The organism is Bifidobacterium hominis (assembly GCF_040095915.1).
Lineage (GTDB): Bacteria > Actinomycetota > Actinomycetes > Actinomycetales > Bifidobacteriaceae > Bifidobacterium > Bifidobacterium hominis.
Genome location: NZ_JBBMFR010000004.1, coordinates 134,355 through 149,283, shown reverse-complemented (window position 1 = coordinate 149,283; position 14,929 = coordinate 134,355). Strand labels below are relative to the sequence as shown.

Sequence of the window (14,929 nt, the reverse complement as noted above, 5' to 3'; positions counted from 1 at the left end):
GTCCCCCCTTCTGCTGACGTCTGTTTTATTGGCCCGTGCGAATATTGGTCGCTTTATCGCTTCGCTTCAGACCGTCGTACGGGCTTCTTCTTACTCTGGTAGAGGTAGTTGGGATTAAATGTAAGAGGCTGAACATGACCGCATATATGGATCATAAGAATCTTGCCAATGAGGTGATCGACGACGTGCGCGCCGTGCAGATCGCCGATGGCGTGCATCGCGTGTTGGATCGTATTGCGTCGGCCGAGCAGCATGCCGGTCGTGACGCGGGTTCCGTGCGCCTGCTTGCCGCTACGAAGACGCGCGATGTGGGCGAGATCATGGCGGCGATCGACGCGGGCGTGCGCATGATCGGCGAGAATCGTCCGCAGGAAGTGACGGCGAAGGCCGAAGGGTTGATGGCGCGTTGCGCGGAACGCGGGTTTGCGTTGGGTGTTGCCGACGATTCCGGCATCGCGTCCGCTTCAGACGATTCCGAAGTTGCTTGCGAGCGCATTCCGTTCCATCTGATCGGCCAGCTGCAAAGCAATAAGATCGGCAAGGTGTTGCCGGTCGTCAATGCCATCGAATCGGTTGATTCCCTTGATCTGGCGGAAAAGATTTCACGTAGGGCGGTGGCGCGCGGCATCACCGTGGGTGTGCTGCTGGAAGTCAATGAATCGGGCGAGGCGTCGAAATCCGGTTGCAATCCGGCGTATGCCATTCGCGTCGCGCAGAAAATCGGCACATTGGACGGGCTTGAATTGCAGGGTCTGATGACCATTGGCGCGCATGTGAGCGACGAAACCGCCATTCGCCGGGGATTCGAGCATCTGCGTAGAACTCGCGATCATATTCTCGAATCGGGGGAGCCTGGCACGCAGTCTTGCCGTGAACTGTCGATGGGTATGACCGGCGATATGGAACTTGCGATTGCGGAAGGATCCACCATCGTGCGAGTCGGTACCGCGATTTTCGGCGAGCGTGCTTTTATCTGACGTTTTTCTTCCTGTGACGGGCCTTCGCATGCTGTGGTGGCCCGTTTTTTTTTTGATGTTTTTGATTGTCGGGCGTCGCATGTCGATGATATGGACGATTCGACGATTGTTGCGGGTAGACTGGCAAGCATGAGAATCGCACGTTTTTCGCATAATGATGTACCGCAATACGCTTTCGTGCAGACCGATGAAAGCGACGGTAAGGACTATCTCGTAGCGCTTGAGGGGCATCCTCTGGCCGGTGCCGGCGTGAAGCCGACCGGCGAGCGTTTTCCGGTGGACGGCGATGGCATCCGTCTGCTCTCTCCGGTGATTCCGTCGAAGGTGTATGGTCTGGCCAAAAATTATGAGGCGCACGCGCAGTTCATGCATGAAGCCGGCCATTCCGATATCAAGCATGCTCCGGAAGACATGGTGATCTTCTCCAAGCCGAGTACGTCGGTGATCGGTCCGGATGATCCGATTGTGATTCCGTCATATTCGAACGACATGAATTTCGAGCCGGAAGTGGCCGTGGTGATGGGCCGCATCGCCAAGAATGTGTCGGTCGAACAGGCCATGGACTATGTGCTCGGTTTCACCTGCGTGAACGATGTGACATTGCGCGATCTGCAGGGGCTTGACCCGATGTGGACGCGCGCGAAGGGCTTCGACACGTCCTGCCCGCTTGGCCCGTGGATTGTGACTCGTGATGACTTGGATTGGAAGGATGCGAAGATTTCCTTCACACTGAATGGCGAGGATGTCGAGTTGGCTTCCGGCACCACGGCGAACCTGATTCACGGCATTCCCGAGCAGATTGCCGCGATTTCCAGCTTTACGACGCTGCTGCCGGGCGATGTGATTCTGACGGGCACCCCGAACGCTTCCGGACATCTCGATCCGGGCGACGAGGCAATCGTGCACGTCGAAGGCATCGGCAGCCTGCGCAATGTGGTAGTGCGCGGCTGATCGTCGATTGGCATATTGCGGATATGAAGGCCGTCATCTTTCGTGGATGGCGGCCTTTTCGCGTTTTTTCACGACTTTCCGTGCGGTGAACAAAAGTTGAGTGTTGCGGACTCAACTTTTGGGAATAGAATGGTGGTGAAGTCGGTTGAGCATATCAGACAACGACATATGCGTCGACGCAACCGTGCGAAAACCGGACGTTCGACGCGAACCATGGAGGATGATATGGAACAGAAGTTCACCACAATGGCGCAGGAAGCCATTTCCGACGCCGTGCAGAACGCGTCGGCTGCAGGCAACGCGCAAGTCGAAACCCTGCACCTGCTTGACGCGCTGCTGCGTCAGGAAAACGGCGTAAGCCGCGGACTGATCGAAGCTGCGGGAGGCAACGCGCAGAACATCAGCGCAGCCGTGCACCAAGCGCAAGACACGCTGCCGAGCGCCAGCGGATCGACCACCGCGCAGCCGCAGGTCAGCAGGCAACTGTCCGCCGTGCTTGCACAAGCGGGCAAGGAAATGCAGCAGATGGGCGACGAATACGTCTCTACCGAACATCTGCTCATCGCCATCGCGGCGGCAAAACCAAACCAAAGCGCGCAAATCATGGAACAATACGGCGTGACCGCCGACGCGCTACGAAAAGCTGTGCCATCGATTCGAGGAGGCGCGAAAGTGACCAGCCCCGATGCTGAAGGGTCGTACAAAGCCCTCGAAAAGTACTCGACCGACCTGACCGCGGCCGCGAAAGAAGGCAAACTCGACCCGGTGATCGGTCGCGATCAGGAAATCCGCCGTGTGATCCAGATCCTGAGCCGCCGCACCAAAAACAACCCGGTCCTGATCGGTGAGCCGGGCGTGGGCAAAACCGCCGTGGTGGAAGGCCTCGCACAGCGCATCGTCGCCGGCGACGTGCCGACAACCTTGCAAAACAAGAAGCTCATTTCGCTTGATTTGGGCTCCATGGTGGCCGGTTCAAAATACCGTGGCGAATTCGAGGAACGTCTGAAGAGCGTGCTGCAGGAAATCAAGAACGCCGACGGGCAGATCATCACCTTCATCGATGAGATCCACACCATCGTCGGCGCGGGCGCGGCCGAAGGATCCATGGATGCGGGCAATATGCTCAAGCCCATGCTTGCACGCGGCGAACTACGTCTGATCGGCGCCACTACGCTCGATGAATACCGTGAGAACATCGAAAAGGACCCGGCGTTGGAACGTCGTTTCCAGCAAGTGTTCGTAGGGGAGCCGAGTGTTGAAGACACCATCGCCATTCTGCGCGGCATCGCGCCGAAATACGAAGCCCACCACAAGGTGACCATCGGCGACGACGCGCTCGTGGCCGCGGCAACACTGTCGAACCGGTATATTTCCGGCCGTCAGCTGCCAGACAAGGCCATCGACCTGGTGGACGAGGCCGCATCCCACCTGCGCATGGAACTCGACTCCTCGCCTGAGGAAATCGACGAACTGCAACGCCAGGTCGACCGACTCAAAATGGAGAAGTCATACCTGCTTGGCAATCCGAAAGACGATGCCGCCGCAAGCAAAGCCGAAAGCGAGCTTGACGAAAGCGCCAAGGAACGTCTCGACGACCTCAATAAGGAAATCGCAGACAAAAGCGAAAAACTCAACGGTCTGAAAGCACGCTGGGACGCCGAAAAGAACGGACACAACCGCATCGGCGACCTGCGCAAGAAGCTCGATGAACTGCGCACCCAAGCCGAACGGTACGAGCGCGAAGGCGATCTGGCGAAATCCTCCGCCATCAACTATGGCGAAATTCCGGCCATCCAGAAGGAAATCGCACAAGCCGAACAAAACGAGGCGGTGGCCAAGGATGGTGCGGCCGGCGTGACTGGCGACGACGGCGCGGCGGATGATATTCCGATGGTGCCGGACCGCGTCGACGCCGATTCCGTGGCCGAAATCGTGTCCGACTGGACGGGCATTCCCGTCGGCCGCCTCATGCAAGGCGAAAACGAGAAGCTGCTGACCATGGAAGATTATCTCGGCAAGCGTGTGATCGGCCAGAAAGAAGCTATTCAAGCTGTTTCTGATGCAGTACGCCGATCGCGCGCGGGCATTTCCGATCCGAACCGCCCGACGGGATCGTTCCTGTTCCTTGGACCGACCGGCGTGGGTAAGACGGAACTTGCCAAGGCGCTCGCCGACTTTCTGTTCGACGATGAAAAAGCCATGGTGCGCATCGACATGAGCGAGTACATGGAGAAGGCCTCCGTGTCTCGTCTGATCGGTGCTGCGCCGGGCTACATCGGCTATGAGGAGGGTGGTCAGCTGACTGAGGCCGTGCGTCGCCGCCCGTATTCGGTGGTGCTGTTCGATGAGGTTGAAAAGGCCAATCCTGAAGTGTTCGACGTGCTGTTGCAGGTGCTCGACGACGGCCGCTTGACCGACGGGCAGGGTCGAACCGTGGACTTCAAGAACACGATTCTGATCATGACCTCCAACCTTGGCTCGCAGTTCCTGGTGAACACCGAACTGGATGACGAAGCCAAGAAGAAGGCCGTGATGGACGCCGTGCACATGCAGTTCAAGCCGGAATTCATCAACCGCTTGGATGAACTGGTCATGTTCCACCCGCTTACACGCGAAGAACTTGGCGGCATCGTGGACATTCAGGTGGCGCAGGTTTCGGCCCGCTTGGCGGATCGCCGTATCAAGCTGGATGTTACCGATTCGGCGCGCGATTGGCTCGCCAACACCGGTTACGATCCGGCGTATGGCGCTCGCCCGCTGCGTCGTTTGGTGCAAACCGAAGTCGGCGACCAGCTGGCGCGCATGCTGCTGGCTGGCGAAGTGCACGACGGCGACACCGTGCTTGTGGACCAGACCGGCGGCGACCATTTGGAGCTTTCCTCGTGGGCGCCGGGGCAGATCGACGACGATTTTTCGGCGGAAGCTAAGTGACGGTCGGAGTCATTCGGCTGATCGGTTTGGCCTGACTGACTGTCGCTTGGCCGAGTCGCGAAAACGGTCTAACCGTTGACGATGGGCGGACTGCGCATATGCGGGTCCGCCCATTTTTTGCGACTGCGCGATTTTCTGCGAAAACCGTTTTTACCGTGACGGTTGGCGGTCGTATGCCTGCAAAACCAAGCCTGCGACCGTCAAAACCGTCGCACCGATCAACACGGCAATCGTAAGCTTCGGCTGAAGTCCGAAAATCAGCCACAAAGCGAACGTCCAAACCGCGATGACCATCGTCACGGTCGCGGTAATCTGCGTTACCCGCGTGCGAATCTCATATACGATGCTGGCTTGGATAAGCGTATCCGTGCTTTGCTGTGTTTCTTGTGTTTCCTGCGATTGTATTTCCTGCGTCTCTTGCAATTGTGCGGTCGAAATATCGCCTTCCGATGCTTTCTTTGCCGTGGGGCGTTGCTCGATCATCGGAATTGCAAGCGACAGCACGGCGACCATGCTTGCGAAAGCGAAACATTGGTTGCGTGATCTTTCGGGGGAAAGCCACGACACCACGCACGCCAGCAGGCTGTAAGCGTACACGATGGTCATGGCGAGTGACAGCAGCGAATCCGCGTTAGGCGTGCGGCTTTTCAGGGCGGCGGTGCCATGATTGTGCATCGGCGCGGCGCAATAGAACATGACCGGCGTGGCGATGATGGCGTGCAGCCATGGATTGGTCAGCCAGTGGGGGAGTGCGATGCCGCCGAATGTCAGCATGGTTACGGTGAATGTGGGAATGGTCAATATGGTTGCGATGACGAGACGCTTGGCGATGTCGCTTCTGTGTGTTTTGCCGGCTATCTCGTCTGGGTTTTCGACGTGATTTTCGGTGGGTTTTTCATCGGTGGTGTGCTGGTGGGAGGGGGCTGTGACATCGTTTTCTCTTAGGAATAGCCTGAGGATGGCCCAAGTGGCCACGGCCGCCGCAACAATTGCCGCCACCGTCATGAACAAATCGAATCCCATGTGTTTCCGAACCCCCGGATTGCCTCTTGAATACCTCTCGAATATTCAGCGTGCTCGCGTTGCCGCCATGTTCGTGAGCATGCTTCGGCTCCAAGCATAATGCAGCTGGGCGCGGTTGTCTTGCGAACCTTGATCTTTCAAGATGTCCTGGGCATGCTGTTATATAGAACATATGTTCGATAATCCTGTGTTTGTGGTGATTCTTCTGGTGGTTGTGGCCGCGCTTGGAGCTGCGGCCGGCTTTTTTGCGGGCCGCGCTAAAGGGCAGGAAATGGCCCGTGATGCGAAAACTGCTGATCTTAACGAGGCAAAAGCGCAGATCGAAGCTGATCGGCAGGAAATCAGCGAATTGTCCACATCGGTGACCCAATACCGTACGCAGGCGGAAGGGTTGGCCCAACAGTTGACCTATCTCAAATCGCAGCTCGCGCAGGCCCAGCGGGCCGAACAGGAACGTGTGGAGCGTGAGCGTGAGCGTGCCGCGGCCGAAGCGGAACGCAAGCAGGCCGAAAACGAGCGAAAACTGCAGGAGCAGAGCAAGGTATTGTCAGCGCTCGCGCCCGTGCAGAAGAATCTTGATGCCCTGCAGCAGAAGGTTTCACAAATCGAAGAGGGCCGCAAGCGGGAAATGGGTGCGCTTGGCGAACAACTCAAGGGCCTTGGCGAACAGCAGGCCCGTCTTGACCGCGAGACCAACGCTCTGTCGTCCGCGTTGCGCAACAACAAGGTGCGCGGCGCGTGGGGTGAGGCGCAGTTGAGGAATATCGTGGAATCCGCCGGGCTGCTGGAACACGTGGATTTCGATACGCAGGTGGTCGTCACCGATGCGGACGGTCGCGCGCAGCGTCCGGATATGATCATCCACATGCCGGGCGGCAAGACCATTCCGATCGATGCAAAGGCCCCGTATGCCGATTATCAGAAAGCGTGTGAAATTCCCGACACCGCCACGCCTGAGGAGTTGGCACGAAAGTCGGAATTGCTGCATGCGCATGCCAAAGCGGTGCGCGATCATGTGAAAACCTTGGGCGACAAGGCCTATTGGAATGCGTTCGACGACGCGCCGGACTTCGTGATCGCCTTCATTCCCAACGAATCCTTGTTGCAGGCGGCTTTGGAAACCGATCCGACGCTGATGGACGACGCGTTTGCGCGCAAGGTTGCCTTGACTTCGCCGATTACCTTATGGGCGGTGCTGAAGTCCGTGGCGTACGCGTGGCAGCAGCAAAGCCTGACCGATGACGCGAAAATGCTGTTCGACCTGTCTCGCGAATTGTATGAACGGTTCGCCGTGCTTGGGGACCGTGCCACCAAGCTGGGGTCCGCCATCACCAAAACGGTCGGCGCCTACAATGCGTTCGCCTCGTCGTTGGAATCACGCGTGTTGGTCACCGCACGCAAGCTGCAGCGCGTCGACCAGAGCAGAATCATCGAACCCGTGAGCATGATCGCGCCCGAAAAGGCCGATGTCCGCGAACTCAACGCTCCCGAAACCAGTGCACAGTAATCTTTGCCTGATACGTGTCGGTAGGGGATAAGGTTTGACGAGCCGAAAGGATAGGCTAGGAACATGACCGAAGAGAAGACTTTCCGTAAGACCAAGTCGGTTGCTGCGCCTGCCGATGCTTCCACGCATAGCGACATCGATTTCGCCATGCTTGAGCCGCGTGACCAGCTGAAGTCGCTGTTGCAGGCTGAAATGGCAGACAAGCCATTCTCGGAGCTTTCCTCCGTACTGTTCGACCATCGTGGCGCTTCGATCGTTGGGCATATCCTGCTGGACACGTTGGAAGAGGCCGGTTATTCCGTGGATGATTTCGACGCGGTGGGTGCGTTGACCGCGGCCTCGGTTCCGCTGGTGTCCGCCATGATTCAGGCGGCCGCTTCTCGTGGGGAGAACCTGAACGGTTTCGTGATGGATTTCGTGTATCCGTCCATCAAGGGGCCTTCGATCGCAGGCAAGCGCGTGGTTTTGTTGGATTCCTGGTTATCTGAAAAGTCGTATGTGCAGACGTCCTCGTTGGTTACGTTGCGCAATGGCAACGAGTTGAGCCTTGACTTCTCCGTGGTAAAAAACGAGGGTGCTAAAGTGCTTGCCGTCGCATCGCTGATTGGTGGCGTCGATATGGCGTCGCCTTCTATCAAGGTCATCAATCCGGTTGACGGAAGCGAATCCGATCTGCCGTTTGTGGAAGTATTCAAGGAATCGGAACTTCATTAAGTGTCACAACACTGAGTATCGAAGTGTCGCAGCTTTTCGGTTGCATTGGTGGTTCGGTGACGCTAAATAGCGTGTTTCACGGAACGTTTTACGACTTTGCGTCTAGTTGGATCAATTAATGAGTTGTGAGGAGGAATCGCGTGCATCAGCCTAATCCCATCGATATTGCGGCGAAAGCATCCGGAGAGCCGGTCTTTCGTGAAGTGGGCGTAGGTCCGTGGGCTGAAGCGCATCTTGGCGAGCCCCGTCCGGATGATCCGCAATCGCCGAATTATGATCGTCGATTCGATTCGTCTCTGCTTGATGAGGGTGATCGCCGCAACGTGCTTGACCGGTATCGTTACTGGACGGTTTCGGCCATCAAAGATGATCTTGACGCTCATGGTCGCCATGATTTTGAGGTTGCCGTGGAAAACTGGACGCACGATTTCAATATCGGATCGATGGTGCGCACTGCCAACGCATTTCAGGCAAAACGCGTGCATATCGTCGGTCCGCATAAATGGAATCGCAAGGGCGCGTTGATGACGGAACTGTACCAGCACGTCGAAAATCACCCTTCCATAACCGAACTGGTCGAATGCTGGAAGCTGCGCATTGACGGAGAAATCGCGGCGGCGCAATCGCAAGCCTCCGCAATCGCATTACATATGCACGAAAACGCGAAAAGTGGGCACGGTACCGGTATGAACGATGCTGCTTCGCTGAATGAGGGCCGTGCTACTGAGTGTGCTCCAGCTGGCAATTCAATGGATACTTCAACCGCATGTGGCGCTGAAAATGGGAACAAGCTGTCCTATATGACGCAGCTGGCAGCGATTGATCAGCGCATTGCCGAGTTGAAGGCTGCGCGGGTGATTGCGCTTGACATCATTCCGGGTGCGGTGCCGATGGAAACGTATCGCTTCCCGAAGCGATGTCTTATGTTGTTTGGTGCGGAAGGTCCGGGACTGTCCGAAAAGGCACTTGAGCTGGCGGATGACGTGGTCTACATTTCCCAATTCGGTTCGGTGCGTTCCATTAACGCCGGAGCTGCCGCCGCGGTTTCCATGCACGCCTGGATCGCCCAGCACGCCGCACCCCAGTCCTGACCGGCTCCTATCGTTCCAAATCCTCCAGTCACTGGAGGAATCCTCCTGCTGGCAGACTACTCAGCGTCCCGATTTCTCCAGCGATTGGAGGAATCTTCCCGCAGAAAGCCTCACCAGAGACCCAAATCCTCCACCTACTGGAACAATCCTTCCGCTGAGTGCCTTGCTAGAGTCTAGATTTCTCCACTCTCTGGAGGAATCTTCCCGGTGGCGAGCTTTTCAGCGTCCCGACTCTTCCACCTACTGGAGGAATCTTCCCACAGAAGATCACCCTATGAAACGCAAGGAACCCCAGCGCGCCGCAGTTTCGCAATCAGCGGTTTTTGCCGGATTGCATCGTCAAAAATCGGTAGAGAATGGACGAAATCTATCGTGCGTCCGCAATCTAGCAGCGTACGAGAGGGATTCGTGACGACAATTCCGTTTGCGATTACCGCTTTTTCTCTGGGGTATGGACTGTATATGATATTGAGTTTTTCGTGCGGTCGGTATGATCCGTGACTGGGCAATGTTATGGTCAGTCCTTGCCGGTGCAAGATTCGCGGATGATCGAATCCATGGGCTGCGGCGGCTGGTGCGGCGAGGCTGTTCCGGCTGGGCTGGTGCGGCTGGAGCGTGAGGCTGGGGCGATAGGCGAAATGGGTGGGGCGCTAGTCACACAGACGCGTTAATGTTAGGGACATGCCTACTTTCACCAAAGAAGAAATCGTGCATCTGGGCGATTTGGCCCGAATTGCACTCACTGACGAGGAGATCACCCGTCTGCAGGGCGATCTGAACGTCATCGCAGAATCCATCAACAAGGTCCAGGAAGTCGCTACCGACGATGTGGAACCGACTGCAAACCCGATTCCGCTGGAAGCCTACCTGCGCCCGGATGTGCCGGAAACCCCGCTGACTCAGGAAGAAGCAACTGCGGGCGCCCCGGTTTCTGAAGCCGGCATGTTTGTTGCGCCGCGCATTCTAGGGGAGGAGTGACATGAGCGAACTCGTCAAGCTTTCCGCCGCTGAGATGGCGGCCAAGATCAAGACCAAGGAAGTTTCCAGTCGCGAGCTGGTCGAAGCGCACCTCGAAGTCATCGAAGCCGCCGAACCGAGCATCAAGGCCTTCCTGAAGGTATCCGGCGAACAGGCCCTCGAACAGGCCGACGCCTTCGACGCCAAGTCCGATGAGGAAAAGGCTGCACTGCCGGAACTCGCCGGTGTGCCGATCGCCATCAAAGACATGATCGTCACCAAGGGCATCGAAACCACCGCAGCCTCCAAGATCCTCGAAGGCTGGGTGCCCCCGTACGATGCCACCGTCATCGAGAAGCTCAAGGCCGCAGGCATGCCGCTGCTGGGCAAGACCAACCTCGATGAGTTTGCGCAGGGCTCCTCCACCGAACACTCCGCCTACCAGACCACCCACAATCCGTGGGATACCGAGCGCGTCCCGGGCGGTTCCGGCGGTGGCTCTGCAGCTGCCGTGGCTGCATTCGAAGCCCCGCTCGCTTTGGGTACCGATACCGGCGGTTCCATCCGCCAGCCGGGTTCTCTGACCGGTACCGTCGGCGTCAAGCCGACCTACGGCGGCGTCTCCCGCTTTGGCGCGATCGCCATGGCTTCCTCGCTCGACCAGATCGGCCCGTGCTCGCGCACTGTGCTCGACGCGGCCCTGCTCCAGGAAGTGATCGGCGGCCACGACAAGCGTGATTCCACGTCCATTCCGGAAGGCCCGCGCCCGATGGTTGCGGCCGCCCGCGAAGGCATGAAGCGTGATCTGAAGGGCCTCAAGGTCGGTCTGATCAAGGAGCTCGGCGGCGAAGGCTTCCAGCCGGGCGTTATGGCACGTTTCAACGAAGGCGTCAAGAAGCTCGAGGAAATGGGTGCTGAGATCACCGAGGTGTCTCTGCCTCACCTGCCGTACTCTCTCGGCGCGTACTACATCATCATGCCATCCGAGGTCAGCTCCAATCTGGCCCGTTACGATGGCATGCGCTACGGTCTGCGCGTCATGCCGCCGGCGGGTGTTCCTCAGACCGCTGCCAACATGATGGCCTACACTCGTGAAGCCGGCTTCGGCGACGAGGTCAAGCGCCGTATCATCCTCGGTACGTACGCCCTGTCCGCTGGCTATTACGATGCATGGTACGGTTCTGCGCAGAAGGTGCGCACCCTGATCATCGATGACTTCAAAAAGGCTTTCGACAAGGTCGACGTGCTTGTGGGCCCGACCAGCCCGGTCACCGCATTCAAGTTCGGTGAGAAGACTGAGGATCCGATGGCTATGTATGCCATCGATATCACCACCATTCCGGCCAACCTTGCCGGCGTTCCGGCTATGAGCATTCCTGCTGGTCTGAGCGACGACGGTTTGCCAGTCGGCTTCCAGTTCCTCGCTCCGCAGCAGCGCGACGAGGCCATGTACAAGCCTGCCGCAGCTCTTGAAGCAGCTCTCGAGGAAGACTGGAACGGCCCGATCTGGCAGTCCCTGAAGACCCCGTGGCTCGACGGCTTGAACAAGTAAGAAGCATCGGAGGAAAGAAAACAAAATGGCTGAAAAGTTGATGAAGTACGCCGATGCCGTCAAGAAGTTCGACCCGGTCATCGGTCTGGAAACCCATGTTGAGCTGAGCACCACCACGAAGCTGTTCTGCCCGGCCGAAGTCTCGTTCGGTGGCGATCCGAACAGCCAGCTCACCCCGGTGAGCCTTGGTCTGCCGGGCTCTCTGCCGGTAGTCAACAAGACCGCCGTCGATTACGCGATCAAGCTGGGTCTTGCTCTGCATTGCGAAATCGCTGAATGGAGCCAGTTCGCACGTAAGAACTACTTCTACCCGGACATGCCGCGCGATTACCAGATCTCGCAGTACGACAAGCCGACCAACGGCAACGGCTATCTTGATGTGGAACTTGAAGACGGCACCGTGTTCCGCGTGCCGATCGAACGCGCCCACATCGAAGACGACGCCGGTAAGAACACCCACGTCGGTGGTGCTGACGGCCGTATCGAAGGTGCCGATCACTCCTTGGTCGACTACAACCGTGCAGGCGTGCCGCTGATCGAGATCGTGACCAAGCCGATCGAAGGCGCCGGAGACCGTGCCCCCGAAATCGCAGGCGCCTATATGCGTGCCATCCGCGACATCGTGCGTGCGCTGAACATCTCCCACGCTCGTATGGAGCAGGGCAATATGCGCGCCGATGTGAACGTGTCGCTGCGCAACAGCCCGTCCGACCCGTTCGGCACTCGTTCCGAAACCAAGAACGTGAACTCGTTCCGTGGCATTGAAAAGACCATTCAGTATGAGATTCGCCGTCAGGCGGCCATTCTGAGCGAAGGCGGCGAGATTCTGCAGGAAACCCGACACTGGGATGAGGCTTCGCAGACCACCGCCGGCGGCCGCGTGAAGTCCGACGCCGACGATTACCGTTACTTCCCGGATCCGGATCTGGTGATGCTGCACATCACCAAGGAGCACATCGAAGAGATGAAGGCCCAGATGCCGGAAATGCCGCGTGAGCGCCGCAACCGCCTGAAGGGCGAGTGGGGCTTCAACGATCTGGAGATGCGCGACGTGCTTAACGCCGACGCTCTGGACCTGCTTGAGGAAACCGTCAAGGCCGGTGCCACTGCAGCCGGCGCCAAGAAGTGGTGGCTGGGCGAGCTGAGCCGCGAAGCCAACAACAAGGGCGTGAGCCTCGAAGAGCTGCCGATCACTCCGACCGATGTGGCTGAAGTTGAGAAGTTGATCGCCGATGGCAAGCTCAACGACAAGCTGGCCAAGCAGACCGTCGCAGGTGTGCTCGCCGGCGAGGGCACTCCGGATGAGGTCGTCAAGAAGCATGGCTTCCAGGTCGTGTCTGATGACGGCGCTCTCGAAAAGGCCGTGGATGAGGCTCTCGCAGCCAATCCTGACATCGTTGAAAAGCTCAAGAGCGGTAACATGAAGCCGATGGGCGCCATCATTGGTGCCGTCATGCGCGCCACTCGCGGTCAGGCTGACGCGAAAGCCGTCACCAAGATCGTGATGAGCAAGATTAAGTAACGTTTACAACGATTACTTGCGATTGCTGAATCGCACGAAAACGCACGTTCCAAAAACTTGGGACGTGCGTTTTCTTATCTTTCCAAAAGAAAGGGAAAGAGCTAATCACCAGTTGTTTTTCTTACGATTACCGACGTGTCTTTCAATATCAAGTTATGCTGATAGAGGAAGATTTATAACGATTGCCGCCGCGCTAATTCACAGCTGACATACAGTCGGGTACAATACCCTCGGTACAGGTGCGGCGACGGTCGTACCTGCAATGACGTAGGGGGCGGGAAAAATGCCAGAGAATCTTGAGGCTGCAACACAGGAGCAGTCGGACCGGCAGTCGCGTGAGCTGCCGAAACGTATCGTTGTGCCGCCTATCAAAGGCGAGATGGTGCATCTACGCCCGGCCGTGATCGAGGATCTCGACCGCATGGACGCCATCGAGGCGTACGTCGGCGCTTCCGGAATCACTGGTAAGGACCGAGTCGCCGAGCGTGGCGCGGTGCGTGCGTGGGTACGTCGTTCCGTGGCATGGTCCCAAGGCGAGGCTCCGTCCGAATCCGGTGTGGGGGACCCGGAATCACGTCGCACAATCGCATGGTCCATCATCACCGAAGCCGACCATGATGGCGATGGTAGGATTGATGCCGCGAATTCCGACAATGTGATCGGCATGATTTTCCTGATCGATATTGACGGTTGGGCCCGTTCCGCCCGCATTCAGGTGGTGCTTGGAAAGGATTACAGGGGCCGTGGCTATTCGCGAGACATCATGCCGCGCGTGATGACGTACGGTCTTGCTCCGGAGCCGGCAGGCCTTGGCATGCATCGCATTTGGGTCGCAGTGCCCGAACAGAACACGCGTTCCGTGTCCGTGTACCAGTCGTTGGGATTCGTGCCTTCCGGTCGCTCCCGCGACGCCCTGTGGAACGACTCGCAGAACCGTTACCAAGATCTGATCGTTATGGACACGCTGGTTGACGAGTTTGATCCGATCCGCTCGCTTGACGCGTTCGGCATGCACGTGATCGAAGACAATCCGGGCGTCAAGGAGGCTTTGAGTGCACGCGAGCATTCGATTGCCATTCGACTGAATGAGAAGAATGCCACGAAACCTGATGCGGAAGGCGTGGGCGCCGACGATGCTGCGGCGGTTGCGCAATCCGTGCGGGAAGTTCCTTCTGACGGTATGGATGATGTGGCTGCGTCCCAGCAGAAGAACGTCGAAGGCGTGGATGCTGCGCGGCAAAGCGAGCGTGACGACCGCAAGTCCGTTAATGGTGATGCCGATGTCGAAAACAGCTGGCCGTATACGGCTGGCGAGCGCAAGACGTCGAAGGAAGCTTGGTGGCGTACGCTCGGGCGTGGTCGCAAGCGTGATGTGGAAGGTAAGTGATGAGCGCCGAGGATCTCGATAATTACGAAACCGACGCAGAACTGGCTCTGTATAAGGAATATCGCGACGTTATTAAATTATTTACTTACGTTGTTGAGACGGAACGTCGTTTTTATCTGGCAAATAAAGTCGATTTCAATGTGCGTTCCGCCGGTCAGGATGTGTATTTCGACGTGCGTTTGACCGACGCGTGGGTGTGGGACGTCTATCGTTCCAGTCGTTTCGTCAAGAATGTGCGTATCGTCACTTTCAAGGACGTCAATGTCGAGGAAGTGCAGAAAACCGATATCGACATTCCTGATTCCATATAGTCGATA

The 14,929-nt window shown here is 57.7% G+C and carries 12 protein-coding genes; 11 read left to right on the top strand and 1 reads right to left on the bottom strand.

The features are described from left to right. The first annotated feature begins 134 nt into the window (after positions 1-134). From WMO36_RS04505 to clpB, 3 genes are all read left to right on the top strand, one after another. Positions 135-977 (top strand): YggS family pyridoxal phosphate-dependent enzyme, encoded by an 843-nt coding sequence (locus WMO36_RS04505; RefSeq protein ID WP_033501455.1) that lies wholly within the window; start codon positions 135-137, stop codon positions 975-977. Positions 978-1,106: 129 nt separating this feature from the next. Then, positions 1,107-1,928, top strand: coding sequence for a fumarylacetoacetate hydrolase family protein (locus WMO36_RS04500; RefSeq protein WP_099571998.1), 822 nt, complete (start codon positions 1,107-1,109; stop codon positions 1,926-1,928). A 225-nt stretch (positions 1,929-2,153) separates the two neighbouring features. Next, on the top strand, positions 2,154-4,859 hold the full coding sequence (clpB, locus tag WMO36_RS04495) for an ATP-dependent chaperone ClpB (protein ID WP_144090919.1): 2,706 nt from the start codon (positions 2,154-2,156) through the stop codon (positions 4,857-4,859). A 150-nt stretch (positions 4,860-5,009) separates the two neighbouring features. On the opposite strand, the gene WMO36_RS04490 is transcribed toward clpB, so the two are convergent. Then, complete coding sequence (locus WMO36_RS04490; RefSeq protein ID WP_349076964.1) at positions 5,010-5,882, bottom strand: copper-transporting ATPase; 873 nt, start codon at positions 5,880-5,882, stop codon at positions 5,010-5,012. A gap of 172 nt (positions 5,883-6,054) precedes the next feature. On the opposite strand from WMO36_RS04490, the gene WMO36_RS04485 reads away from it, so the two are divergent. The 8 genes from WMO36_RS04485 to WMO36_RS04450 all read left to right on the top strand — a co-directional run bounded on the left by WMO36_RS04485 (position 6,055) and on the right by WMO36_RS04450 (position 14,923). Then, a complete protein-coding gene (locus WMO36_RS04485) occupies positions 6,055-7,389 on the top strand; it encodes a DNA recombination protein RmuC (RefSeq protein WP_271724707.1) in 1,335 nt (444 codons plus the stop codon). A 63-nt stretch (positions 7,390-7,452) separates the two neighbouring features. Beyond that, positions 7,453-8,103, top strand: a complete 651-nt coding sequence (locus tag WMO36_RS04480; protein WP_144165274.1) for a type I phosphoribosyltransferase — start codon at positions 7,453-7,455, stop codon at positions 8,101-8,103. A 407-nt stretch (positions 8,104-8,510) separates the two neighbouring features. After that, positions 8,511-9,194 carry a TrmH family RNA methyltransferase gene (locus WMO36_RS04475; RefSeq protein ID WP_435374588.1) on the top strand — a complete coding sequence of 228 codons (684 nt, stop codon included), beginning with the start codon at positions 8,511-8,513 and terminating at the stop codon, positions 9,192-9,194. A gap of 681 nt (positions 9,195-9,875) precedes the next feature. Continuing rightward, positions 9,876-10,172, top strand: coding sequence for an Asp-tRNA(Asn)/Glu-tRNA(Gln) amidotransferase subunit GatC (gatC, locus tag WMO36_RS04470; protein WP_003833990.1), 297 nt, complete (start codon positions 9,876-9,878; stop codon positions 10,170-10,172). 1 nt (position 10,173) lies between these two features. Continuing rightward, the gene (gene gatA / locus WMO36_RS04465) at positions 10,174-11,703 is read left to right on the top strand and encodes an Asp-tRNA(Asn)/Glu-tRNA(Gln) amidotransferase subunit GatA (RefSeq protein WP_099595067.1); all 1,530 of its coding nucleotides are present in this window, start codon (positions 10,174-10,176) and stop codon (positions 11,701-11,703) included. A gap of 25 nt (positions 11,704-11,728) precedes the next feature. Further along, positions 11,729-13,225 carry an Asp-tRNA(Asn)/Glu-tRNA(Gln) amidotransferase subunit GatB gene (gene gatB, locus WMO36_RS04460; RefSeq protein WP_099571965.1) on the top strand — a complete coding sequence of 499 codons (1,497 nt, stop codon included), beginning with the start codon at positions 11,729-11,731 and terminating at the stop codon, positions 13,223-13,225. 283 nt (positions 13,226-13,508) lie between these two features. After that, complete coding sequence (locus WMO36_RS04455) at positions 13,509-14,612, top strand: GNAT family N-acetyltransferase (RefSeq protein ID WP_144090914.1); 1,104 nt, start codon at positions 13,509-13,511, stop codon at positions 14,610-14,612. Continuing rightward, positions 14,612-14,923 carry a DUF2469 domain-containing protein gene (locus tag WMO36_RS04450; protein ID WP_003833998.1) on the top strand — a complete coding sequence of 104 codons (312 nt, stop codon included), beginning with the start codon at positions 14,612-14,614 and terminating at the stop codon, positions 14,921-14,923. Before WMO36_RS04455 ends, WMO36_RS04450 begins: the two co-directional genes overlap by 1 nt. Positions 14,924-14,929: the final 6 nt, after the last annotated feature.

Excerpts from the sequence above, each read along its gene's own strand:
- WMO36_RS04505 (WP_033501455.1), top strand. The coding sequence starts at position 135 with ATGACCGCATATATGGATCATAAGAATCTTGCCAATGAGGTGATCGAC.
- WMO36_RS04500 (WP_099571998.1), top strand. The coding sequence starts at position 1,107 with ATGAGAATCGCACGTTTTTCGCATAATGATGTACCGCAATACGCTTTC.
- clpB (WP_144090919.1), top strand. The coding sequence starts at position 2,154 with ATGGAACAGAAGTTCACCACAATGGCGCAGGAAGCCATTTCCGACGCC.
- WMO36_RS04490 (WP_349076964.1), bottom strand. The coding sequence starts at position 5,882 with ATGGGATTCGATTTGTTCATGACGGTGGCGGCAATTGTTGCGGCGGCC.
- WMO36_RS04485 (WP_271724707.1), top strand. The coding sequence starts at position 6,055 with ATGTTCGATAATCCTGTGTTTGTGGTGATTCTTCTGGTGGTTGTGGCC.
- WMO36_RS04480 (WP_144165274.1), top strand. The coding sequence starts at position 7,453 with ATGACCGAAGAGAAGACTTTCCGTAAGACCAAGTCGGTTGCTGCGCCT.
- gatC (WP_003833990.1), top strand. The coding sequence starts at position 9,876 with ATGCCTACTTTCACCAAAGAAGAAATCGTGCATCTGGGCGATTTGGCC.
- gatA (WP_099595067.1), top strand. The coding sequence starts at position 10,174 with ATGAGCGAACTCGTCAAGCTTTCCGCCGCTGAGATGGCGGCCAAGATC.
- gatB (WP_099571965.1), top strand. The coding sequence starts at position 11,729 with ATGGCTGAAAAGTTGATGAAGTACGCCGATGCCGTCAAGAAGTTCGAC.
- WMO36_RS04455 (WP_144090914.1), top strand. The coding sequence starts at position 13,509 with ATGCCAGAGAATCTTGAGGCTGCAACACAGGAGCAGTCGGACCGGCAG.
- WMO36_RS04450 (WP_003833998.1), top strand. The coding sequence starts at position 14,612 with ATGAGCGCCGAGGATCTCGATAATTACGAAACCGACGCAGAACTGGCT.